20 protein-coding genes and 1 tRNA gene are annotated in these 24,787 nt (G+C 40.6%); 13 read left to right on the top strand and 8 right to left on the bottom strand.

Annotated features, from left to right (window positions below; all coding sequences use genetic code 11):
- Positions 1–154 precede the first annotated feature (154 nt).
- Together QZ574_RS00905 and QZ574_RS00900 are read left to right on the top strand one after the other, a co-directional pair.
- Entirely contained in the window at positions 155–439 is a 285-nt protein-coding gene (locus tag QZ574_RS00905) for a helix-turn-helix domain-containing protein (RefSeq protein WP_297085782.1), read from the top strand.
- Positions 436–1,845 (top strand): hypothetical protein, encoded by a 1,410-nt coding sequence (locus QZ574_RS00900; RefSeq protein WP_297085779.1) that lies wholly within the window; start codon positions 436–438, stop codon positions 1,843–1,845. Before QZ574_RS00905 ends, QZ574_RS00900 begins: the two co-directional genes overlap by 4 nt.
- Positions 1,846–1,900: 55 nt before the next feature.
- Here QZ574_RS00900 and QZ574_RS00895 read toward each other — a convergent pair whose 3' ends face one another.
- The 3 genes from QZ574_RS00895 to QZ574_RS00885 form a co-directional block, all read right to left on the bottom strand.
- On the bottom strand, positions 1,901–2,113 hold the full coding sequence (locus QZ574_RS00895; RefSeq protein ID WP_297085777.1) for a hypothetical protein: 213 nt from the start codon (positions 2,111–2,113) through the stop codon (positions 1,901–1,903).
- Positions 2,114–2,844: 731 nt separating this feature from the next.
- Complete coding sequence (locus QZ574_RS00890) at positions 2,845–3,348, bottom strand: hypothetical protein (protein ID WP_297085775.1); 504 nt, start codon at positions 3,346–3,348, stop codon at positions 2,845–2,847.
- Positions 3,349–3,451: 103 nt separating this feature from the next.
- Entirely contained in the window at positions 3,452–3,607 is a 156-nt protein-coding gene (locus QZ574_RS00885) for a hypothetical protein (RefSeq protein ID WP_297085773.1), read from the bottom strand.
- A 155-nt stretch (positions 3,608–3,762) separates the two neighbouring features.
- Here QZ574_RS00885 and QZ574_RS00880 point away from each other — a divergent pair, with 155 nt between their 5' ends.
- The gene (locus QZ574_RS00880) at positions 3,763–3,984 is read left to right on the top strand and encodes a helix-turn-helix transcriptional regulator (protein WP_297085771.1); all 222 of its coding nucleotides are present in this window, start codon (positions 3,763–3,765) and stop codon (positions 3,982–3,984) included.
- Between the two features lie 95 nt (positions 3,985–4,079).
- Here the strand turns inward: QZ574_RS00880 and QZ574_RS00875 are convergent.
- The 4 genes from QZ574_RS00875 to gldA form a co-directional block, all read right to left on the bottom strand.
- Positions 4,080–4,152 (bottom strand) — tRNA-Met (locus tag QZ574_RS00875).
- Between the two features lie 153 nt (positions 4,153–4,305).
- Entirely contained in the window at positions 4,306–5,559 is a 1,254-nt protein-coding gene (metK, locus tag QZ574_RS00870; RefSeq protein WP_297085770.1) for a methionine adenosyltransferase, read from the bottom strand.
- 246 nt (positions 5,560–5,805) lie between these two features.
- On the bottom strand, positions 5,806–6,813 hold the full coding sequence (locus QZ574_RS00865) for a glycosyltransferase family 2 protein (protein ID WP_297085768.1): 1,008 nt from the start codon (positions 6,811–6,813) through the stop codon (positions 5,806–5,808).
- An 11-nt stretch (positions 6,814–6,824) separates the two neighbouring features.
- Positions 6,825–7,739 carry a gliding motility-associated ABC transporter ATP-binding subunit GldA gene (gldA, locus tag QZ574_RS00860; protein WP_297085766.1) on the bottom strand — a complete coding sequence of 305 codons (915 nt, stop codon included), beginning with the start codon at positions 7,737–7,739 and terminating at the stop codon, positions 6,825–6,827.
- Between the two features lie 87 nt (positions 7,740–7,826).
- Here gldA and ispG point away from each other — a divergent pair, with 87 nt between their 5' ends.
- The 4 genes from ispG (at position 7,827) to QZ574_RS00840 (ending at position 13,518) form a co-directional block, all read left to right on the top strand.
- A complete protein-coding gene (gene ispG, locus QZ574_RS00855) occupies positions 7,827–9,686 on the top strand; it encodes a (E)-4-hydroxy-3-methylbut-2-enyl-diphosphate synthase (RefSeq protein WP_297085764.1) in 1,860 nt (619 codons plus the stop codon).
- Between the two features lie 226 nt (positions 9,687–9,912).
- The gene (locus QZ574_RS00850; protein ID WP_297085762.1) at positions 9,913–10,494 is read left to right on the top strand and encodes a flavin reductase family protein; all 582 of its coding nucleotides are present in this window, start codon (positions 9,913–9,915) and stop codon (positions 10,492–10,494) included.
- Positions 10,495–10,709: 215 nt separating this feature from the next.
- A complete protein-coding gene (locus tag QZ574_RS00845; RefSeq protein WP_297085759.1) occupies positions 10,710–12,824 on the top strand; it encodes a M3 family metallopeptidase in 2,115 nt (704 codons plus the stop codon).
- A 169-nt stretch (positions 12,825–12,993) separates the two neighbouring features.
- Positions 12,994–13,518 carry a nitroreductase family protein gene (locus QZ574_RS00840; RefSeq protein WP_297085756.1) on the top strand — a complete coding sequence of 175 codons (525 nt, stop codon included), beginning with the start codon at positions 12,994–12,996 and terminating at the stop codon, positions 13,516–13,518.
- Between the two features lie 62 nt (positions 13,519–13,580).
- On the opposite strand, the gene QZ574_RS00835 is transcribed toward QZ574_RS00840, so the two are convergent.
- Positions 13,581–15,959 (bottom strand): transglycosylase domain-containing protein, encoded by a 2,379-nt coding sequence (locus tag QZ574_RS00835; RefSeq protein WP_297085754.1) that lies wholly within the window; start codon positions 15,957–15,959, stop codon positions 13,581–13,583.
- A gap of 215 nt (positions 15,960–16,174) precedes the next feature.
- Between QZ574_RS00835 and topA the strand changes: the two genes are divergently transcribed.
- The 6 genes from topA to gldM all read left to right on the top strand — a co-directional run bounded on the left by topA (position 16,175) and on the right by gldM (position 24,786).
- The gene (gene topA, locus QZ574_RS00830) at positions 16,175–18,508 is read left to right on the top strand and encodes a type I DNA topoisomerase (protein WP_297085752.1); all 2,334 of its coding nucleotides are present in this window, start codon (positions 16,175–16,177) and stop codon (positions 18,506–18,508) included.
- Positions 18,509–18,559: 51 nt separating this feature from the next.
- The gene (locus tag QZ574_RS00825) at positions 18,560–19,711 is read left to right on the top strand and encodes an arginase family protein (protein WP_297085750.1); all 1,152 of its coding nucleotides are present in this window, start codon (positions 18,560–18,562) and stop codon (positions 19,709–19,711) included.
- Between the two features lie 117 nt (positions 19,712–19,828).
- The gene (locus QZ574_RS00820; RefSeq protein ID WP_297085746.1) at positions 19,829–20,770 is read left to right on the top strand and encodes a type IX secretion system membrane protein PorP/SprF; all 942 of its coding nucleotides are present in this window, start codon (positions 19,829–19,831) and stop codon (positions 20,768–20,770) included.
- A gap of 110 nt (positions 20,771–20,880) precedes the next feature.
- A complete protein-coding gene (locus tag QZ574_RS00815) occupies positions 20,881–22,227 on the top strand; it encodes an SUMF1/EgtB/PvdO family nonheme iron enzyme (protein WP_297085744.1) in 1,347 nt (448 codons plus the stop codon).
- Between the two features lie 30 nt (positions 22,228–22,257).
- Positions 22,258–23,163, top strand: a complete 906-nt coding sequence (gene gldL / locus QZ574_RS00810; RefSeq protein ID WP_297085741.1) for a gliding motility protein GldL — start codon at positions 22,258–22,260, stop codon at positions 23,161–23,163.
- A 12-nt stretch (positions 23,164–23,175) separates the two neighbouring features.
- The gene (gldM, locus tag QZ574_RS00805) at positions 23,176–24,786 is read left to right on the top strand and encodes a gliding motility protein GldM (RefSeq protein ID WP_297085739.1); all 1,611 of its coding nucleotides are present in this window, start codon (positions 23,176–23,178) and stop codon (positions 24,784–24,786) included.
- Position 24,787: the final 1 nt, after the last annotated feature.

Here is a 24,787-nt window from a genome sequence, read left to right as displayed (position 1 = left end):
ATTGTGAAAACCCGAATTTACTAATATTTGAATTAAAGCCAATATGTGTGCATATAAAATAAAAATCAGAATAATAAAAATCAGGATAGTTTCGTCCTGATTTTCTCAAATTCTTTATCTCTCACCATTTACTTTTACTCTCAAATAAATCAATATGAAAGGAATTATAATACCACTTACAGAAGAGGAATTTGAAGCGCATCTGGAAGCTGCATTCCAAAAAGTTTTAGATAACTATGATCCTCCAAAGGATGATGTCGAGTATTTAACCCGTAAGGAAGTAGCAAAAAAACTTAGAATTTCGTTACCGACTTTGCACACAAATGTACGAAAACGCATACTGAATCCTCATCGTATTAGTGGTCGAGTGTTATTTCGGAAGGATGAAATTGATGCATTGTTAGCTTCTGGACAATCAATAAAATATCGTCGTAAGTGATAGATGGTATCAAAGCCATATTGTCCGAAAACCTTGATGCGGTAAGAGCTAATCAATTAATAGATTTTGAGTTGCCTGCAAAGGTGAGTGTTTGTTCAGGTGAAGTTAAAACACAGAAGTTTCCGATTGCCAGATACAAAGGGCTTACTCTTACTGATAAAGGAAGTATCATTGAGGTAAAAGGAAGCATTCACAAGATGTTCAATCAAGGTATTCACAACTATGATAGTTTCGGGCTTTCAAGTATTCACTTGGCCCTTTATGAATTGGCAGATAAGTTGTCAATATTAACACAGCACGCAAAACTTAAAAACATAGAATTTGGGGTAAATCTAAAAATAGGAATTGGTTCAGGGAGCATTCTCAATTCAATTATATTCCATAAAAGTAAAAAGTTCACCTATAGGGAAGAACGAAACATGAAATATATGGAATGTTGTCATGGTCAATACTATATAAAAGTTTACGATAAAGGATTACAACATGGTCTTGACTATCAGGTGTTACGATTTGAAGTGAAGTATATTAAAATGGAAAAGATAAATGCAATGGGCATCAAATATCTTTCAGATATACTAAATCCGAAAAAACTCGAAAGACTACAAGAAGAATTGTTCCGTGTCTTTGATGAGATATTGATGGGCGATATTAGTTCAAAACCAGAGGGATTGACAGTTAAGGAGCAGTTGCTGTTCGCTAATGGGCATAACAGCAGCTATTGGGATGCTCATTTACCCAGGACTTCTGATTTTGAAGGTGGCGCAAGCGATAAACGATATAGAGCTGAAAAGACAAGTTATTATCGGAGAATGAGGAAGTTTAAAAATTTATTAGCAAAAACGGGAGCTGATAAGAAACAAAAACTGGTAAGACAGCAAATTGAAATTGAGAGCAACACACTATTGGTTAATGCAAAGAATAAATCTCACAATATTGAAAAGTGTGTCAAATTGACCAAAACAAACTCTTATAAAGAAAATCTCACTTTGTGTCAAATTGACCAGAATGACAACCATCCAGAAAAGTCTCAAATTGACCCCTTGTTATATAGTGACAATAATGTACAACAAGATAATCCTCAAATTAAGAAATGTGTAGTAACAGGATTAGATATTTCTATGCAAAAAGACGATAGTAAATTTCTTTGTACTACAGGTATAAATTACTATATGGATAATGCCCCGAATGTATACCGCGAATTAATGCGACGTTTATCGGATAAATGGAAAGATGCCCCCCATGAAAAACAGATCCAAGAAATTCATCACTCAATACGGAATGAATACTTTAACAAAATTCACAACACAAGGAGAATGATTCACAAACTTAACAGTCAGCCTTCTTTATTCAACCAAAACGAACTTATCAGTAAAGAAAAATTTGCTATTGCAGGAATTACTGGTTAGAAACCAGGAACATCCTTTTTAAATGGGGAGGCTGTAACACAAAATCAACCACATTCTATGTTTTCTTATCATTACCACCCATTAGCTGCCAGGTATGAAGATCGTTTGAACCGTAAATATAAAACCCTGCATAACAACCGGCAGTTGTTTCAATAACGCACCTTTGAACATCGCGATGGATCAAAACGAAATCAACATTATCGTTCACTTTACATGGGCGAGTGGTAACAAGTGCTGATATGTTGTTGTTAAGCTGTTCGTTACCCATGCTGAAACCCCTGTCAATACAGGTGTCTGGGTTGTAAACTATGCAAAATAAGAAGGCATTAACTAATAGCTTACACAAACTCACCACCACTACCACAACACACTGATATAATGACCCTTACACACGCTCTATCTACTAATTATTAGTACAACCCAATTGCCTATATTTATGGTTTTAACCTATTTTAGCATCAGTTGTATACAATTTTGCATCAACTGTAGATAAACTGGTAACTAACTGTACAAGCTGAATATGATTTACTCTTAACTGATAGTCTGCATTTGCCTGTAAATCAAGGCTTGGTGTGCCGTATAGCTTTTCTGACAGGTCTGTTACATTACTGCACACAGCAATGTACAATCCGGTAGCAGTTGTGTACACTACTCACCGGCAACGGACGTTATGTATTTTGCATTTTCAGGTAAGTCAATGTTATACCCACCTGCAAGTTTGTACACTTTAATCATGATGCCACTAAACGATTTTATTAGGAAAAAATTTCGTGCATCATCAATTTAAAGAAAAGGGGCCTAAACTGCACCAACAATAAAGAAGCTGCGTTTTGCCATTGTAAGCAAATTGACTTTCCAAGATGATTATTGAACCATCTTCGTACTCAATAACTCCACTTCCATCCCTAAAGTCTGTCCTTTTGGGGTACCAATCCCTGCCATTCCAATAAAAATTAAACTCCATAAGTATCTTTCAAAGAATTAAAGTATGGTTAATTTTCAGATCATTATTGACTGAGGAGGCCAATCTTCAATATTATTCACCATAGCATGATATAACAGATCCCCAATAAGTACTAACCTTAATTCATCTTCGTTCTTTGCTGTTAATACCTCTGAGGCTACCCTTTCTTTTTCTTCCATCATTTCTTCCATTTCAAGACCTTGGTTGCTGGGAAACAGGAATTGATTAGTTACCCCTGCCGAGTTCTCAGACAGGTGAAGAACCATTTTTTCCATATCATCCTGTTCAGTCATACGAAAACCCAGACTTTCCGATGTTTCTTGGTTATAAATGAGAAGCATGAGATAGCCAAGTGGATTTAATACTTCTTTGCCCCACATTCTTAGTTTTTGAAGCCAGTAAACGGAAGCCAATTGAACTGGATTTTCCTCTATTGATTCATCTATTACATTTACGCAGATTTCATACGCTCTATCACCATAAATTATTGGGTCCGGTTTAAGTATTAAATGATCCAATTCTCGAACTTTGTACATCATAGTTCATTTTTCCTCCGATTCAACTTCTCAAGATCCTTTTTTCTTGATACTCGTCTAAAAATCCTTAATACGACAAAAGATACTAAAAGTTCAGCGACAATAACTACAGGTACAATCCAAAGAATATGGTACCTTGAAAGTTCAGGTCTTTTAAAAAGATAGAAGAAAACAAGCCATAATAGTAGTATCGGAACGAACATCGTTTTATGCCCAATACCATTATGTCGACTAAAAATCCACTGTAAGGTCCAGATGCCATTTCCAACAGCTAAAAGCCAAAAAATTATATTTGCCATAAAAATGAATTTGGTGATACTTTTGTGGTTTACCTATTCAAATATAAAAAATTCAGACTATAGTCCGTGGATTGAGGTTTGAATTTGTTGGACTTTTACGCTGACTAAAGTCAGCAGCATGGTCGTAGAAGCATTTGCCAAGGTATTAAGAGCTGAGCGGGAGAAGAAGAAGCTATCGCAAGAGAAGCTTGCAGAGCTATGCGACCTGGACCGAACTTACATTTCTCTACTTGAAAGAGGTTTAAGACAACCAACCCTCACTACTATATTTCGTATAAGCAAATCATTGGGCATTGTGCCTTCGAAGCTGATTGAGCAGGTGGAGAAGGAAATGAAATAATTAATGTAATTGGACAGCGTGTCTCAAATGTGTCCCAAGATAAAACAAAAAAGCCTTTAAGTCATTGACCTAAAGGCTTTTATCGTTTTTAAAAGTAGCGGGAGCCGGACTTGAACCGACGACCTTTGGGTTATGAGCCCAACGAGCTACCAACTGCTCCATCCCGCAATATATCTTTATTTCTGTTGAAATGTCTTTGTGAACGCGGGTGCAAATATAATACCTTTTTTTTAAACTGCAACTTCTCTTCATTAAATCGCATAAAAAAAGGACGGCAAGTATTGCCGTCCTTTTGGCGTATATTAATACAACCCCTCGGAATTACAGTCCGAAAGACGTTTTAATCTCATCAACAAAATCGAGTTTTTCCCAGGTAAAAAGTTCCAGTTCTTTGGTCACTTTCCCATTATAAGGCGATTCAAAAGTACGTGTTACAGTTTTTGGTTCGCGGCCCATGTGTCCGTAAGCAGCCGAATCAAGGTAAATCGGGTTGCGTAATTTTAAACGCTCTTCAATTGCTGCCGGACGAAGGTTGAAGATTGCTTTAACTTTCTGAGCGATTTCGCCATCTGTTAAATCAACGTTTGCACGGTTGTAGGTATTCACAAAAACACCAACCGGTTCGGCAACACCAATGGCATAAGCCAGTTGAACCAAAATTTCGTCGGCAACACCGGCAGCTACCAAATTTTTGGCAATATGGCGCGATGCATACGCTGCCGAGCGGTCAACTTTTGAGGGGTCTTTACCCGAAAAAGCTCCACCGCCGTGTGCGCCGCGGCCACCATAGGTGTCTACAATAATTTTACGGCCGGTTAAGCCGGTATCGCCATGTGGGCCACCTATAACAAATTTTCCTGTTGGATTAACGTGGTAAATAATATCGTTACCAAACAAAGCCTGAACATTTGCTGATAGCTTTGCTTTTACACGCGGAATCAGAATATTGATTACATCCTCCTTAATTTTTGCCAACATAGGTTCGTCAGCATCAAACTCGTCGTGTTGGGTTGAAACAACAATGGTGTGCACTTTTACGGGTTCGTTAGCAGCGTTGTATTCAACAGTAACCTGCGATTTTGAATCAGGACGTAAGTACGTCATTTCTTTTCCTTCACGTCGAATGTCGGCCAGTTCCTGCAATATTTTATGCGATAAATCGAGTGTTAACGGCATAAAATTCTCGGTATCTTTACAGGCATATCCAAACATCATTCCCTGGTCGCCGGCGCCTTGCTCGGTTTTTTCCTCGCGGTCAACTCCACGGTTAATATCGTCGCTTTGTTCGTGTATGGCGGTTAATACCCCGCACGAATCGCCGTCAAAACGATAAGCAGCTTTGGTATAGCCAATTTTATTAATAACGTTTCTGGTTATTTCCTGCACATCAACATAAGCCTGCGATTTTACTTCTCCTGCAACAACTACCTGCCCGGTGGTAACCAGGGTTTCAATAGCCACTTTCGAGTTGGCGTCAAAAGCCAGTATCTGATCCAGCAGGGCATCCGAAATCTGGTCGGCTACCTTATCGGGGTGGCCTTCTGAAACCGATTCACTTGTAAATAAATAATTCATCCCATTAAAATTTTTAGCTGAACAATGTATTTGCCCGGCAAATAAATTGCTCTAAATCAATATTAAATTTTTAGCTGCGGGATATGGATTGAATAGAAAAAAAAGCACGATTGCTTTAGCATTTTTTTCATGTGGTTGCAATCAATCTCAAATCTTTCCACGTAGCGCCGGCAAATGTAATAGGTTTATTTTGAATAAAAAAGAACTTGTTTAAAATTGTTCTTAATAAGAAGGCGGTAGTTGATCTTAGCCCATTAAAATAAAGTCTTTTCCTTCGCGGTAGTTTTGATGCAGAAGAAACTCTTTGATTTTTTCGCCGGCTCCTGTATTACTTACCATCGATACAATAAAAAACTTACCGGGTTGAGGGAGGTCTTTGTAGAAAATGGCATCGGGTTTTGTTTTTTTTATATCGATATAACCCGCAATATTAAGCCCGTGTTTTACAAGGTTAGCACTTCGCTGGCGGGTTTTTCGCCCGGCTCCCCAAACCCATATGTTGGGGTGAAAGCGATTGTGTTGCTCTGACCATTTTTTAAAATAGAAGGCTTTGGTTTGAAAAAAAGCTTCGGTGGAATAACGCTTATCGGTGCGGGTAAGCCGGGTGGAGTAGTCGTGCCACTCCAGCTGTTTTTCGGTGAGTTTTGCCATTTTGATACCCTTGCTTAGGTAGCGCAGTTGCATTTCATAATCTTCCGGGAAATTGCCATCGCGGCAGCCCCCATATTTTTCAAATAATTCGCGTCGAAAAAAGATGGTCGGGTTAATTACCGGAATCTCAATAAACTGTTTCAACGCAATTTCTTCAGACGTGTGAAACGAGTTTGCCCAATCTACAAATCGCCGGAAGCCTTTATTTTCTGATATGTATGGAACATATTCAACTTCGCTGCCGATAAAATCGATAGTAGGATTTGCTTTAAGGTAATTATATTGTTTTTCCAGTTTTTTTGGGTAAGCCACATCGTCGGCATCCATGCGGGCAATGAATGGGGCACGGGCATTTTTTAGTCCGCAGTTCATGGCATTGGCTACACCAGCTTTACTTTCGTTTAAAATATGAATGCGCCGATCGGCTTTGGAGAGTGTTTGGGCAATTTGCAGACTTTCATCGGTGGAGTTATTATTGATCAGCAGTAATTCAAAATCCCAAAAAGTTTGATCCAAAATGCTCTTTGTCGCTGCTTTTAATGTTTTTTCAGCATTAAAAAAGGGGAGTACAACTGAAAGCGCAGGTTTTGTCTCACTACTCATTACTAAAATTCTCAGGTCTGATTACGGGTAAGTTGGTGGAAAACGCTCTCGAGGTTTTGCTGTTTTTCAAAAAGGGTAAGTAGCGTGAGTTTGTTTTCAACGGCAAAATGAAATATGGCTTGTCGGATATCTGCATCATTCTCCGCTTCAATTTCCCAACCAGCATCAATCGGGGTTACCCTGTTTGTTCCATTAATTGATAAAAGTTGGTCTTTAGAAACTGTTTCTTTAAAACCGGCAATAACTACCTGGTTTTGCAACATGTTTCCGGCTTTTATCTCCGGGATGTCGCCATCGGCAACAATTTTGCCTTTGTTAATTATTATTACACGGTTGCAAACTGCCTCCACCTCCTGCATAATATGCGACGAAAGAATGACCGTTTTTTGCTTGCTGATTTCTCGTATTAGTGTACGTATTTCTTCCAGCTGGTTCGGGTCGAGGCCAGTTGTGGGTTCATCTAAAATTAAAATCGAAGGATCGTGAAGCAGGGCCTGAGCCAGGCCAACCCTTTGCCGGTAACCTTTTGATAGTGCCCGTATTTTTTTATGCTGTTCAATGCCAAGTCCGGTTAACTCAATCATCTCGGCAATACGCTGCCTGGTATTGTTTAGGCGGTAAAATCCGGCTGTAATTTCCAGAAACTCTTTTACGTAAAGATCAGTGTATAAAGGATTGTGCTCGGGCAGGTAGCCAATCTGACGTTTATAGTCGAGGCTTTGGGCCGATACTGTTTCTCCGTTAATTAAAATATTGCCGTGGTCTTGCGGCAAATATCCGGTTATAATTTTCATAGTGGTAGATTTTCCGGCACCATTTGGCCCTAAAAAACCCACCAGTTCACCTTTGTTTACAGTAAAGCTTATCGAGTCGAGTGCTTTCTGCTTTCCAAACAATTTAGTTATATTCCGTGTTTCAACAATCATAGTAAAGAATGCAAAACAAAAATAGACTATTCTTTTTATTTTAGCGGCATTACTTTAAATTTGCATTTCAGCTTAACAGATTATTTGATGAAGGATCGTAATTTCAATTATATTAAAGATTTAACCCGCTACCAACGACAAGAAACCACCGAGGTGAACATAGGAGGTGTTCCGGTTGGCAGTAAGCATCCAATCCGAATTCAAACGATGACCGATACCAACTCAACGGATACAGAGGCTACCGTAGAGCAGGTGATCCGCGTGGTAAAGGCTGGTGCCGACTACGTTAGGGTTACGGTAAAAGGTATGTCAGATGCAGAAAATCTGAAAAATATTAAAAAGGAATTGGTTGAGCGCGGATACAATACACCGCTGATTGCCGATATTCATTTTAATCCAAAATTGGCAGAAGTTGCTGCTCAGTATGTTTCAAAGGTGCGGATTAATCCAGGTAACTTTTACGACAAACGTGCGCAGTTTAAAAACAAAATATACACCGACGAAGAATACAAGCGTGAACTGGTAGTTATTGAAAAACAGTTTGTTCCGTTTGTGAAAATGCTGAAAGAAACAAAAACAGCCCTTCGTATCGGCGCCAATCATGGTTCCCTTTCTGATAGGGTAATGAGCCGCTATGGCGATACGCCGGCAGGAATAGCCGAATCGGTGATGGAATTTTTGCGAATTTGCAAAAAAGAAGATTTTAACAATGTGGTTGTTTCTATAAAGTCGAGCAACACACGGGTAATGGTATACACCGTTCGTTTGTTAAACTTTAAAATGCGTCTTGAAGACATGAAATTCCCGGTTCATTTAGGTGTTACCGAAGCCGGAGAAGGCGAAGACGGACGTATTAAATCGGCTGTTGGAGTGGGAGCCTTGCTTGGTGATGGTATTGGCGATACAATTCGTATTTCGTTAACCGAGCGCCCAATAAATGAAATTCCCGTAGCGTTAAAATTGGTAAATCATTTTAAAGGGTACCAAAATCACGAGCCCATTTCGGCTCCTATGATTGCCCAAACCAATCCGTTTGAATACGAACGGCGCGATACACGCCCGGTGCTAAACATGGGAGGTAAGCAATTACCTGTGGTTATTGCCGACCTGGGCGACAGAAGCCTGCGTGAAATGATACCAATTCGAGGGAAATTAATTCCTGACTACTTCCTCTCGGGAAATAAAATTTTGGATATAGAAGGGGAGGAATACCCCGTAATTACTCTTGAAGAATACCTTTTTGAAAGTACCCGTTGGGGCCGAATGAAGTTTATCCGTACAAACAAAGCAGAGTTTGACCGCTTTATGGATATGCACCCCGAGATTATAATGAAACTGAAACAGACACGAAAAACCGTACTGATTCTGGAGAGTTATAATGCCAACCCAATGGCAGAATTGCGTGCTTTCTTTATGTCGCTTGAAACACATATCTGGAAAGTACCGGTTATTCTTTACCGCCGTTACGATAAAAGTCGACTCGAGGATCTGCAGATTGCTGCCAGTGCCGATCTTGGCGGCTTGCTGATTGACGGTTATGGCGACGGAGTATGCTTATCAAACGACAATGAAAACATTACGTTTACCGAATTAAAAGACCTTAGTTTTGCCGTTCTTCAGGCTAGCAGGATGCGCGTTACCAAAACCGAATTTATTTCGTGCCCGGGTTGTGGACGAACACTTTTTGATTTGCACGAAACCACGCGCGCCGTTAAAGCACACTTCAAACACCTCGACCATTTAAAAATTGGAATTATGGGCTGCGTAGTAAATGGCCCGGGCGAAATGGGCGACGTTGACTATGGTTTTGTTGGTGCCGGCAATAACAAAGTAAACCTTTACAAAGGATTAAAACCCGTTAAACGTCATATTTCCTACGAAAATGCCGTGGAAGAACTTGAGCAGCTTATTCGTGAAAACGGCGACTGGAAAGACCCGGAAGATTAATTCAAGTAAAATAAATACGATAGAAAATCCGACCAGTCTTAAGGTCGGATTTTTTTATGCTTGGTAAAAACACGGTTCAGAGTAACGATTGATGTAACGATTTGTATATTCCCGCTCAATAGCAATTGGCTGTTGTGCGCGATAGCAGATTGGCGATAATGATTATTGGCTTTGGAATCATTCGGTATTTTTTATCTTTGAAAATGAACTCGAAAAATTAAATGAAATGGCAAGAACGTACTGGAAACCCGGAACAATAATTTATCCTTTACCAGCAGTAATGGTAAGCTGTGGTGAAAATCCTGAAGAATATAATATTATAACCATAGCCTGGACAGGTACGATAAACAGCGATCCTCCAATGTGTTACATATCGGTTAGGCCGGGACGACATTCGTACGACATAATAAAGCGAACCGGAGAATATGTGATTAACCTTACTACCGAAAAGTTAGCCAGGGCAACCGATTGGTGTGGCTGTCGGTCGGGACGAAAATACAACAAGTGGAAGGAAATGAACCTTACTCCGGCACCGGCAAAACTGGTAAAAGCACCAATAATCGAGGAGTCGCCCGTAAATATTGAGTGCCGGGTTAAAGATATTGTTGAGCTCGGTACGCATCACATGTTTGTGTCAGATGTGGTAAGTGTTTCGGTTGATGATAATTATATGAATGAAGAACAGGCTTTTAGTTTTTCAAAGGCTAACCCGTTGGTTTACAGTCATGGCCATTATTTTGGCATGGGCAAAAAAGTAGGCAAGTTTGGCTGGTCGGTCGAAAAAAAGAAAAAATCAGGGAAAAAATAAGAAGGCTTTACTGATTTTTCAAGAAGTATTGTTGTTTGCGATTAATCCACTTGAAATCTTTATGGTTTAGAAAATGTGGAAGACTAAGGTTTTCCAGCTGTTTTCATGCAGTTTGCTTATGAAATAAATCATTCTTTTTAAACAATAAGCACTCTTCTTTTGTAATCTTTTTGATTTTCTGAAGACTATTCAGAGTAATATAAAATTGTGATAAAATGAAGAGTATTTACTTTGTAGCATTAATCTTATTTATGAGTGTAGGAATGGCAGTAGCACAAACAAATCCGCTTTTGGGCGAATTTAATACGCCGCACAATGCGGCACCTTTCGATAAAATTGAAAACGATCATTTTTTGCCGGCTTTTGAAGAAGGCATTAAACAAGGAAAAGCTGATGTTGAAAAGATAAAAAACAACACCGATGCACCAACATTTGAAAATACCGTTGTTGCTTTAGATCAGGTTGCTCGTTTACTGGGGCGCACATCGGGTATCTTTTTTAACCTTTTAAGTTCTGAAACCAACGACGAATTGCAGGAAATTGCGCAAAGGGTGTCGCCAATGCTTACTGCTTTTCAAAACGATATTTCTTTAGATCCGGTTCTTTTTGAACGCGTAAAAGCGGTTTACGATAAAAAGGCGGAACTGAACTTAACACCCGAGCAGGAAACCTTGCTCGAAAACAGCTACATAGGTTTTGTTCGCCGGGGGGCCAACTTATCGGATAGCGATAAAGAAAAATTTCGTGCCTTCAGCACCGAGCTATCAAAACTAAGTCTGGATTTTGGCGAGAATGTATTAAAAGAAACCAATGGCTACGAATTGTATATTGCCGATAAAAGTAAGCTCGCCGGATTGCCCGAAGGAGCGCTGGAAGCTGCAGCCGGAAAGGCAAAAGCCAAAGAATTGGAGGGCTGGGTTTTTGACATCTCGATGCCAAGCTACCTGCCTTTTATGAAATATGCTGATAATCGTGATTTGAGGAAAGAACTTTACCTGGCCTACGGATCGAAATCGTTTAAAAATAACGAGCTCGACAACCAGGAAAAAGTAAAACGAATTGTGGAACTGCGACTCGAAACAGCAAAATTACTGGGCTATAAAAACTATGCCGACTATGTGTTGGAACGCCGAATGGCAACCAATGCCGACGGAGTTTATGGTTTGCTTAACGATTTGTACGAGGCATCGCATAAAGTGGCACTAAAAGAGAAAGCAGAGATTTTGGAGTATGCCCGGAAAAACGGATTTGAGGATGATTTGATGCCTTGGGACTGGAGCTATTACAGCGAAAAACTAAAGGTTGAAAAATTTGATTTAAACGACGAGATGCTTAAGCCTTATTTTGAATTAAGCCATGTTGTTGATGGTGTTTTTGGACTGGCAACCGATTTGTTTGGCATTACTTTTAAAGAAAACAAAAATATCCCGGTATACAACGACGAGGTTACAGCCTATGAAGTTTTTGATGCCGATGGTACTTTCCTTTCGGTATTTTACACCGATTTTCATCCACGCGCAGGCAAACGAGGTGGTGCCTGGATGAATGATTTTAAAGGACAATGGATGGAAAATGGTGTTGATTCGCGTCCGCACGTAACCATTGTAATGAATTTTACCCGCCCAACAGAAACCAAACCAGCCTTGCTTACCTTTAACGAGGTAGAGACTTTTATGCACGAGTTTGGCCATGCGCTGCACGGAATGCTGGCAAAGTCAACCTATTCAAGTTTGTCGGGTACCAATGTGTACCGCGATTTTGTTGAGCTGCCTTCGCAAATAATGGAAAACTGGGCGGTGGAAAAAGAATTTCTGGATCGTTTTGCCAAACATTACGAAACCGGTGAGCCAATTCCGGCCGAATTGGTTCAGAAAATTATTGCTTCCCAAAACTACCTGGCCGGTTACCTATCAGTTCGCCAGTTGAGCTTTGGTTATTTGGATATGGCCTGGCATACACTCGAATCGGCTTACGAAGGGAAAGTGAAAGATTTTGAAGAAAACGCATGGAAGAAAACTCAGATCTTCCCGGCAATCGACGGTGTTTGTATGAGTACTCAATTCGGGCACTTGTTTGCCGGTGGTTATGCTGCAGGGTATTACGGTTACAAGTGGGCCGAGGTACTTGATGCCGATGCATTTAGCGTGTTTAAAGAAAAAGGATTGTTTAATAAAGAAGTGGCTGCTTCTTTCCGTAAAAATATCCTTGAAAAAGGAGGCACTGAGCACCCAATGATTTTGTACAAACGTTTCCGCGGACAAGAACCATCTGTTGATGCCTTGTTAAAACGAAGCGGTTTGGTTAATGGAGATGAGACAGCAGACTTATAAAGATTGAAGAAAATACTATTGAAAATGGCATCTCGATTTGAGGTGTCATTTTTTTTTGGAAATATTTTGAGCCACTATTAAGGGCACTGGTGTTCAAGAGCAGCCGATTGTTGGTATTATGAAGGTCTGAAATTTATATCTTTAAGCATATCATTAACCAATACAAATAATGATCGACATATTAAGAAACCGACGCAGCATCAGAAAATACATGCATCAAAAAGTAGAACCCGAAAAAATAGAATTACTTAAGGAAGCTGCCTTGCGTTCGCCGTCATCAAAAAATATTAATCCCTGGGAGTTTGTTTTTGTTGACGATAAAAAACTGATTGAGCAGCTGAAAAATTGTAAGCCTCATGGTGTTGCACCGCTTTTAACTGCACCGCTCGCCATTGTAGTTTGCGCCAACGAAACCCTTAATGATGTGTGGGTGGAAGATTGTTCTATCGCCTCTATTCTGTTACAGTTAACAGCACAGTCGCTGGGTTTGGGAAGCTGCTGGATACAAATTCGAAAACGTATGCATGATGAAACGGTCTCGTCAGAAAAATACATTCAGGATTTGCTGAATATTCCGGAGAATATAAAAGTACTAAGCATAGTAACTGTTGGTTACCCTGAAAAGCTGCGCGATGGCAAACCATTTGAGGAGCTGCAGTTGGAAAAAATCAGGTTGAATAATTTTGAGAGGTAAGCAAAAAGTGCCGATCCTTGTTTGAAAAAGAATCGGCACTTTCCATTGTGTTTAACTAGGCCCTAGAAAAAATCGTTGAAATCTTCAGGCGAATTATTTTTTTGCTCCAGCTCGTCGCAATCAAGGTTGATGTTAAAATCAAGTGGCTTTTTGAATTCCATTTCCTCTTCAACATACCCAATAGTTTTGTCGGCCAGCACTTGTTTGTAAAAATAGCCCCAAATGGGCAGTGCCATATTTGCTCCCTGGCCCGATGAAATGGTTTTAAAATGGATGCTTCGCAGGTCGGCACCGGTCCATACTCCGGCAGTAAGCCTTGGAGTTGTGCCAATAAACCAGCCGTCCGAGTGGTTCTGGGTGGTTCCTGTTTTTCCGGCAATGGGCATGGTAAAGTTTCCGTATTCTTTGGTAACGCGTTCTCTGCTCAAATTTGAAAAGCGTAAACGAATTCCTGTGCCTTCATCAATAACACCCTGCAACAAATTAAGCATAAGGTAGGCAGTTTGCTCGTCAATGGCCTCATGGCGCTCGGGTACAAACCGGGCAATTACATTGCCGTGCCGGTCTTCAATTCGGCTAACAAAATAGGGTTTAATAAATACACCGAGGTTGGCAAAAGTGTTAAACGCGCCAACCATTTCGTACAAGGTAACATCCGACACGCCGAGGAACATTGAGTTTACCGGGTCAACAGGGCTGTAAATTCCAAGGTGTTTCATTATATCGACCACAGCCTGTGGGTTGTACTGCTTTAACACCCAGGCAGATATGCGGTTTTTCGAATTGGCCAATCCCCATTTTAGCGTAACCATTTTACCATCCATTTCCGGGTCAACATCCGAATCTTTGGGTTCGTAAATAGTACCGTCCCACTGAATAAACTGCTGGCTTACGTATGGAACTTTGGTGCAGGGAGTCAGTCCGTTTTGCATGGCCAGCGTGTACAAAAATGGTTTTACTGTTGAACCAACCTGGCGTTTCCCTCCTTTAACCATGTCGTACATAAAGTGCTTGTAATTGGGGCCGCCAACGTACGCTTTTACTTTCCCCGACTCGGTATCCATTGCCATAAACGACGAGCGGAAAAAACGCAGGTAATACTTTACTGAGTCCATGGGTGTCATCAGTGTATCCACTTCGCCACCCCACTTAAAAACAGTCATTTCAACCGGCTGGCTAAATGCTTTTTTTATGTCGTTAAAATTTTTACCCGCCAGGTGCATCACACGGTAACGTTCGCTTTTTCTGATTTCCCGGTTAAGCAGGTCATCCACCTCTTCTTCGCTCATATTATCGGCAAAAGGTGGATTTTTCAGATCTTTCATGCTGCCATCAAACAGGGGCTGCAAGTCGTTTCGAAGGTGTTCTTCAACCGCTGCAACTGCATATTTTTGCATGCGCGAATCAAGGGTGGTGTATATTTTTAATCCGTCGGTGTAAATATTATAAGGTTCGCCATTGGGTTTGGTGTTTTTATTGCACCAGCCAAACAAAGGGTTGTTTTCCCATTCATCCAAATCTTCAATGTATTTTTGTTCCTGCCACGAGGCATAGTTTCCGCGCTCAGGTTTTTTAGCCGTAAGTGTTAAACGCATGTATTCGCGGAGATAGGGAGCAGGGCCAAGTTTGTAATCCACCTTTTGGTATTCCAGGTCAAGCGGCAGTTGTTTAACCGAGTCGGCAACCTCGTCGGTAATATAACCGTATTTTTCCATCTGGTTCAACACTACGTTCCGCCGTTGTAAAACCATCTCGGGGCGGCGAACCGGATTGAAAAGCGAGGAGTTTTTGGCCATTCCCACCAACATGGCAGCCTGGTGCAGTTGTAGCGAATCGGGTTGAATATTAAAATAAACATCGGCTGCCGAACGTATGCCAACAGCATTATTTAAGTAATCGTACTTGTTTAGGTACATCAAAATAATTTCTTCCTTGGTGTAACTGCGTTCCAGCTTAACCGCAATAACCCACTCTTTAAATTTGCGTAATACCAGCTCTGTTTTACTCGAGAACCGATCGCGCGGAAAAAGCATTTTTGCCAGCTGCTGACTCAAGGTACTTCCTCCTCCCGAACTCGTATCTCCGGTAACAATTCCTTTAACCACCCTAATCAGTCCACGAAAATCAATACCCGAATGGTCGTAAAAACGAACATCTTCGGTAGCAATTAAAGCATCAATTAAATGTGGGGGCAGGTTCTCGTAATTTACATAGGTGCGATTTTCCTGGTTAAAGTATTTGTCCAGGGTGGGGCCATCTTCAAAAAATATCTCTGAGGCCAGAATATTTTGTGGGTTTTCAAGGTCCTCAAAGCTGGGCATAAAACCCAGTTTGCCATTGGCAATCAGAAAGAAAAGCAGAAATACAGAAAGTAAGCCTGCAACAACAACCGACCAAAAAACAAAGATGTATTTTTTAAAATTTCTTTTTGTTTCGCTCATGAATTTCGCGGATTTTAATGTGGCAACAAATATATACCATTCTGCCATGGCAGCAACTTAAATAACGGCCCGAAAATGGATAATATTTTACTTTTTTAAAAATAAAATCATCATTTTCAATCATATAGAATTTGAAAAAATAGCGCTTTAAATTTTGAACTTAGCTTATCATTTTCTTTAATTTGCAGAAATTTTAGCAACGGATTAGAAAATTTATGCACAAAAACCTGGTAATAGTCGAGTCACCGGCAAAGGCAAAAACGATTGAGAAATTTCTTGGAGAAGGATTCACCGTAACCTCAAGCATGGGTCATGTCAGAGACCTGGAAAAGAAAGACTTTGGTATCGATATTCAAAATAATTATCAACCCAAATACATCGTTTCATCTGACAAGAAAAAGATAGTTTCAGAATTAAAAAAGTTAGCAAAAGGAGCCGAAATGGTTTGGCTCGCTTCCGATGAGGACCGCGAGGGAGAGGCTATTGCCTGGCACCTTAAAGAAGTGTTAAAGCTGAAAGACGACCGTATAAAACGAATTGTTTTTCATGAAATAACAAAGGATGCGATTACACGTGCAGTAGAAAAACCGCGAGAAATTGATGAGCACCTGGTAAATGCGCAGCAGGCTCGAAGAGTGCTTGATCGTATTGTTGGTTTCGAGGTATCGCCTGTTTTGTGGAAAAAAGTAAAACCGTCGTTAAGTGCAGGGCGTGTTCAGTCGGTTGCCGTAAGGTTGATTGTTGAGCGCGAGCGCGAAATTCGTAATTTTAAATCGGAGACCTGGTTTAGGGTAAATGGTTACTTTTTAGTACCCGACGAAAATGAAAATACAACGGAGTTAAAAGCCGAATTATCCAAACGTTTTAAAACACGCGAGCAGGCTAATGCTTTTCTCGAAAAATGTAAAACAGCCGAGTTTACGGTTAGCGATGTGGTAAAAAAACCGGGAAAACGTTCGCCGGCACAACCTTTTACAACATCTACCTTGCAACAAGAGGCGAGTCGCAAGCTGGGTTTCTCGGTATCGCAAACTATGGCCGTGGCGCAACGCCTTTACGAAAGTGGTAAAATAACCTACATGCGTACCGACTCGGTAAACCTTTCGAGCCTTGCAATAAATACGTCAAAACAAAAAATTACTGAATTGCATGGCGAGAACTATGTAAAAATAAGAAAGTTTAAAACCAAAGCTAAAGGGGCTCAGGAGGCACACGAAGCCATTCGTCCAACCTACATGGAAAACCAAACCGTTGATGGTTCGTCTCAGGAACAGCGCTTGTACGAACTAATCTGGAAACGTACCATTGCTTCGCAAATGGCTGATGCCATTTTGGAACGTACCAATGTAACTATTGACGTATCGAACGCTACCGAAAAATTCCAGGCCACAGGTGAGGTAATAGTTTTTGATGGTTTTCTGAGAGTGTATATCGAATCGACGGATGATGAAAATAGTAACGGAAATGGACAAACACTTATTCCGCCGGTACATGTAAACGACCAGTTGCGCATGAGTTCAGTGGTATCTACCCAGCGTTTTTCGCAACGTCCGCCACGTTTTACTGAAGCTTCGCTGGTAAAACGATTAGAAGAACTGGGTATAGGCCGTCCGTCAACCTATGCGCCAACCATTACCACGGTTCAAAACAGAAACTATGTGGTAAAAGAAGAACGTCCGGGGGTTGAAAGAAGCTACTGTGTGCTTACCTTAAAAGACGGGGTGATAAATGAGGAAGAAAAAACAGAAATTACAGGAGCTGAAAAAAATAAACTCTTTCCAACCGATATCGGTATTGTTGTAAATGATTTTCTGATGGAAAATTTCGACCAGATAATGGATTACAATTTTACTGCAAACGTGGAAAAGGAATTTGATGATATTGCCGACGGAAAAAAGGTTTGGAACGAGATGATCGACAAATTCTATCAGCCGTTTCATGGTAAAGTGGAAGATGCACTGGAGAATGCAGAGCGATCAAAAGGCGAGCGTATTTTAGGTACCGACCCGAAAACCGGCAAACAGGTGTCGGTAAAAATTGGTCGTTTCGGACCATTGGCTCAGCTGGGAGAAGCCTCGCAGGAAGAGGGAGCAGAAAAACCGCAGTTCTCAAGCTTAAGATCGGGGCAGCATATTGAAACAATTTCGCTTGAAGAAGCACTTGATTTGTTTAAACTGCCACGAGAACTTGGCGAATATGAAAATAAAAAAGTAACAGTTGCCATTGGCCGTTTTGGCCCTTATGTGCGTCACGATAATAAGTTTGTATCGCTTGGAAAAGAAGACGACCCGTACTCGGTTAAGTTAGACAGGGCTATTGAACTAATTGAGGCCAAGCGCGAAAAAGACCGGAAGGCGGTGGTAAAACTTTTTGAAGAGGATGCCGAGCTGCAGGTGCTTAACGGAAGATGGGGTCCCTATATAAAATTCAAAAAGAAAAATTATAAAATACCAAAAACAGTGAAAGCCGAGGAGTTGAATTACGAAGATTGTATGAAGCTTATTGAAGCAGCTCCTGAGCCAAAAACCAAACGAGGTAGAAAAAAATAACAGATAAAGGCAGATGATTTACTCATTTGCCTTTATTTTTAAACAAAAAAAATGAACTTGTTTCCTTATTTCGATCCCGTGGATTTTTCGCAGTACACAGATGTGGTGCCCTTTGCCTGGAAATATTCGATGGGCGCAAGTATTGAAAAAAACACACTTAAACTGCAGGAAAGTCGGTTAAAGAATATCGAACTGGCTATTGTTGGTGTGCCCTTTAACAGCGAAAAGGACGACTTTAAGCTAACCCCAAATCCCGACAAAGTACGACAGGCATTTTACAGCCTTGCCGGTGTTGGGAAACTAAATATTATCGACTTTGGAAATTTAAAATCGTCGAGTAGCCATAAAGGAAACTACCTGGCACTTCGTGATGTGGTAGATTACCTGAATGAATTGGATATAGTTACTATTGTTATTGGTGGTAGTCAGGATTATTCTTACGGTGTCTGCCAGGCTTTTATGTCCGATCCGTTTTTCTCATTTAGCACTATCGATGCCTTTTTAGATGTAAAAAAAGGAGTGGAATCACTGCATCAAAGTAACTATTTGTCGCAGGTGTTTAAAACGCTGCCCGATTTGTTCCAGTTTAGTTTAATTGGCTACCAAAGTCACTATGTTCCTGAAAGTTATTTTAAAAAGACTAAAGGAATGGGGTTGCACTTGCGATTAGGAAAACTGCGTGACAATTTTAATGCAGCAGAACCCATTCTCCGAAACAGCCATTTTCTCAGTTTCGATATGTGTGCGCTAAAACACTCGGAAGCACCGGGTCGTTTTATGCTGCCCAATGGCTTGTATGCCGACGAAGCCTGCCAGTTGCTCAAGTATGCCGGATCCGGCACTCGTTTAAAAGTATTTGGCTTGTTTGGGCTTAGCGGAAAAGAAGAAGCCGACCCGCTTGCCGTAAACCTGGCAGCCCAACTGGTGTGGTATTTTGTTCAGGGCTATCTTTTACGCGACAAAAGTAATCCCGGCACTGGTGCCGGCTACTTAAATTACCGTGTGGAAATTCCTGAACTCGCTTCGCCACTAATTTTTTATAAGAATGAAAATACCGAACAATGGTGGATTCAGGTGCAGGCTGTTAACGGAGAAATAAAATATTTTGCCTGCTCGGAAAAAGATTACGAAATGGCCTGCAACAACGAAATTCCTGAAAATTGGTTGAAATATGTGCAAAAAACCGATGATAAATTAAAATAATACCCCCAGAACAACGTTCTTTGCATACCTTGTTAACAGTTGATTGTTACAAACAACATTATTTTGTTTCTTTGCCGCAGCAGAGAAAAGGCTAAATTGCCCTATGAAAAGAGAAGTATGAAAAAAGTTATATCTTTTTTTATTTTAATGGTAACAACTTATGTATCATTTGGACAGATAGATCCGCAATACACCAATAACATGTTTTATAAGTTAAGTGTAAATCCCGGGTACGCTGGAGCAGAAGATGCCATAAGTGGCACCCTTTTAAATCGTTATCAGTGGTCGGGGTTTGAAGGCGCACCAAAAACGCTGGTTTTTAGTGTTGATGCTGCCATTGATGCTTTTGGAGCCCCCGGAGGAATAGGTGTTAATGTGATTAGCGATGAATTTGGTTTTTATAAGAATACCTGGGTGAATTTTAACTATTCATACAAAGTAACAACCGCATTAGGAACATTGGGACTGGGCGTTTCACCCGGAATTTATAATTTTAATATTAATCCGGAATGGAGTGTGCCCGAAGGAGAAATGTACACCCAGGCTGAATCAGACCCTGCAGTGCCCAATGCCGAGTCGAGCCAAATAACCTTTGACGCAGGTTTTGGAGCATACCTTTATACCAACAAGTATTATGCTGGTTTTTCTATAACACATTTAAATCAGGGCGAAGTTAAGTTCGATGAAACGTCCACTGCGTTTCTTACCCGAACCTACTATTTATCTGGCGGATACAATATTAAGCTATCCGATCCGTTATTTGAGGTGCGGCCATCGTTCTTTTTTAAGTCGGATATAGCAACCTGGCAACTCGATTTAAATGCAAATGTTGTTTATAACGATAAATTTTGGGGTGGCATCTCCTACCGTGTTCAGGACGCTATAGCCTTGTTGATGGGGATGGAACTGTTTAACGGAATGCGAATTGGTTACTCGTTTGATTTGGTAACATCGGCGCTAAAAAGTGGCGGTTTTGCCTCAAACGAATTTTTTGTGAGCTATTCCATTGATTTGGAGCGAAATCGTAACCAAAAGTATAAGAGTATTAGGTTTTTGTAAATTATATATTGATTGAATAAAAAAAGGAACAGAAATTAATATTTTATTATTTCATTGTTTCTACTTATTTTTAACGACTAATCAGAGCTCGAAAAAGTAAAATACACATTATGAAAAAACTACTTTCTATTGCAACTGTATTCTTCATTGCACTCAGTTTTGTCGGATGCCTTGGTGGTGGTTCGGGAGGAAACGGAGAATTAACAGGAGTACAAAGAAGGCAGCGATTTAAAGAAACGCAACCCCTTGGGATGGTTTACATTCGCCGGGGAAGTTTCAATATTGGGCCTAGCGATCAGGATGCAAGTATGTCTGGTGTGCCAACCAAAACCGTTTCGCAAGATCCGTTCTGGATGGATGATACTGAGATTACCAATAACGAATATCGTCAGTTTGTTGAATATGTAAAAGAATCGATGGCACGTCGGATGTTAGGCGATCAGTATCCAGAATTCCTGATTACCGAAGACCGTGACGGGAACATTATCGATCCTCCTGAAATTAACTGGAGAGAAAAAATCGATTGGAGTGACCCCGATATGCAAATGGCGATGGAAGATATGTATCTTCCGGAAAATGAGCGGTTCTTTGGTAGAAAAGAATTTGATACCCGAAAATTTGTATACGAATATTGGTGGATTGATTTACACCAGGCAGCAAAAAGGCAAAACAGCTTTAATTACGAAACACAACGTTACGAAGGTAATGTGTACAATACCGAAGGTGATTTAGTACCCATCGAAAACCGTTCATCGTTTATGATGCGCGACCAGGTACACGTTTATCCCGATACGCTTTGCTGGATCAGAGATTTTACTTACTCCTACAACGAGCCGCTTGCTACGCGTTATTTCTGGCATCCGGGTTTTGATGATTATCCGGTGGTTGGTTTAACCTGGAAACAGGTGAATGCATTTTGTAACTGGAGAACAAAAATTCAGTCAGACTTTTTGGAAGACAGAGGTGAGCCAACTTTAATGGCTTACCGTTTACCTACCGAAGTAGAATGGGAATATGCTGCACGCGGAGGAAAAGAATTTTCGATGTACCCATGGGGTGGTTACTATACCCGCGACGACAAAGGCGTTTTTCTGGCCAACTTTAAACCCTTACGCGGTAATTATGTTGAAGATGGCTCAATTGCAACGATAAAGGTTGGTAGTTACGATCCGAATGAATACGGATTGTACGACATGGCCGGTAATGTTGCCGAGTGGACAAGCACTGCTTACGATGAAGCTGGCTATAACTATTTTAGCGATTTAAACCCAACATTTACATACAATGCACGTAAGGATGACCCTCCTGTGATGAAGCGAAAAGTAATCAGAGGTGGATCCTGGAAAGATATTTCGCAGTTTGTGCAGGTTTCTACGCGAAACTTTGAATATCAGGATACCACGAAATCTTACGTAGGTTTCCGCTGTGTTCGCTCAACTTTTGGAGAAGAATTTTAGTCCTATTATTAAACAATTATACCAAACAATATGAATCTGGGAGAACTTTTTAAGACTAAGCGCTGGAAAACATTCATGGGGTTCGTTTATGGATGGGGTGCTGCTGTTGTTATGGTTGGTGCCTTATTTAAGCTAGAACACTGGCAAGGCTCCAGCGAGTTATTAACTGTAGGATTGCTAACGGAGGCATTCATTTTCTTCCTTTCGGCTTTCGAACCTCCTATGGAAATTCCTGAATGGGAAAAAGTGTATCCGGAATTGAGTGAAGATTACGAGCTCGAAGAAATGAAAGAGCTAAAAGCCACAAATAACGGAGGACTTGAAGCACTGTTTGGCAATTCTGAACTTACTCCGGAGTTAATGGATAATGTGAGTAAAGGACTGGCAGAGCTGAGTAATACAGCAAAAGGTATTAGCGATATTTCTTCTGCTACTCTAGCTACTGATATGTATGTAAAGAACCTGGGGTCAGCATCAGAATCGATGAACTCGTTCGCTCAAATTAATAACAAGGCTAACGAATCAATTGATAAATCGGTTAGTACACTAGTTAACTCATATTCGGTTGCAGCAAGCCAGCTGACTGAAACGGGTAAAAATCTTTCGGCAGTATACCAAAAGTCATCAGACCTTATTTCAGGAGAATTGGATAACATTGGAAACAGTTCAAAACAGTATTCCGGAAACCTGGATCGACTGAACAAGAACCTGGATAGCCTTAACAGCAGTTTTGAAAACCAATTGAAAGATACTCAGGATCAGTTTAAAGCCAACCAGAAATTTAATCAGGACCTGGCACAAATGAACAGTATCCTGACATCATCGGTTGATGAACTGAAAAAATATAAAGAGAATGCGGAAACACTCAACAAGAACCTGGAAGCCTTAAATACCATTTATGGCAACATGTTGGGTGCAATGAGCTATAAAAAGTAAAGTCCGAAGCGTATGGGTGCAAAGAATTGTCCGGAAACACCGAGGCAAAAAATGATAAACATGATGTACATTGTACTCACGGCAATGTTAGCGCTTAACGTTGCTGCTGAGGTACTTGAGGCATTTCGTGTGGTAGACAGTAGTTTGCTGCAAACCCTTGAGGCAGTGGACATGCAGAACGCTCAGATTTATTCATCGTTTGAACAGGCTTATGTTGAAAATCCAACGAAAGTTCGCGAATGGAAAGAGAAGGCCGATCATCTGCGGGAAAAATCGGAAGGTCTGATTAATTACGTTTCGGAACTAAAGGATGAAGTTGTAATTTACTCTGGCGTAAAGCCAGTTGATGAAGATAATCCGGTGGATGACGACGGGTATTTTCATACAAAAGTAGACGGTACCATTGTTGAAATTGCAAAAGAAGATGACCTAAATGGACCGTCGGAACTGATGATTACGCAGAAAAGGGCTAACGATTTGAAATTAAGGGTGGAAGAATACCGCTCCTTTTTAACCTCCTTAATCAGTGAAGAAGACAGTGAACTTCGTCACACCATTCTTAGCGAACTAAAAACCGCCGATCCGGATAGTAAAGATGGAGGTGAAGGAAATTACAAAACCTGGGAAGCGGAGCACTTTGAAGATAAACCATTGATTGCAGTGTTAACCTTGCTCTCCAAAATTCAAATCGATGTAAAAAACTCTGAAGCCTACGTTGCAAAATATTTGTATGCCGAAATTGATGAGGGCTCTTTTAAATTTAACCGTTTGGGAGCACGAGTAATTGCCAATTCAAACATCGTTTTATTAGGCGATGAGTATAAGGCAGAGGTATTCCTTGCAGCAGAAGATACCACTCAGCAACCTGATATTTTTATTAATAACCGTCAGGTTGAGGTAAAAGACGGGAAAGCCATTTATGTGGGTAATACGAGCGAGGCCGGTAAATTTAAATGGAGTGGCTTAATCAAGTATAAAACACCCGGAGGAATCATAAAAAGCTATCCTTTCGAGCAGGAATACCAGGTGGCCGTGCCAAACGTAACCATGTCGGCCACTAAAATGAACGTGTTTTACAAAGGCCTAAAAAACCCGTTTGAAGTTGGTGGTGGATCAATTCCCAGTGAAAATCTTGATGTTCAGATGACCAACGGTAAGATTACAAAAGAAGGAATAAACTATGTAATCGAACCTGCAGAACTGGATGAAATGGGGCGGAAAACCAAGGTTAGCGTTTACGCAACAATTAACGGAAATCGCCGTTTGATTGGTACTACCGATTGGCGAGTAAAACGCGTACCCGATCCGGTAGCAAAAATTAATGGTCAGTCGGGAGGTGAAATTAGAAAAGAAGTACTAAGAATTCAGGATGGAGTGATGGCTGTATTGGAAGATTTCGATTTTGAATTCAGATATACAGTTACCCAGTTTACGTTGGAAACTACCGGACAAGGAGGATATACCAATCGTTATCCATCAAGTTCAAACCGTTTTACAGCAGAGCAAAAAAGCGCTTTAAGCAGGGTTAATATTAACAGTATTGTTTATATAGGTGATATTAAGGCCGTTGGCGATGATGGGACAACACGCGAACTCGACCCAATATCATTTAAAATAAAATAAG

The organism is uncultured Draconibacterium sp., from assembly GCF_913063105.1.
Classification (GTDB): domain Bacteria; phylum Bacteroidota; class Bacteroidia; order Bacteroidales; family Prolixibacteraceae; genus Draconibacterium.
Note: the sequence above shows the minus strand (reverse complement) of the source record. Positions and strands in the feature narration are given on the sequence as shown.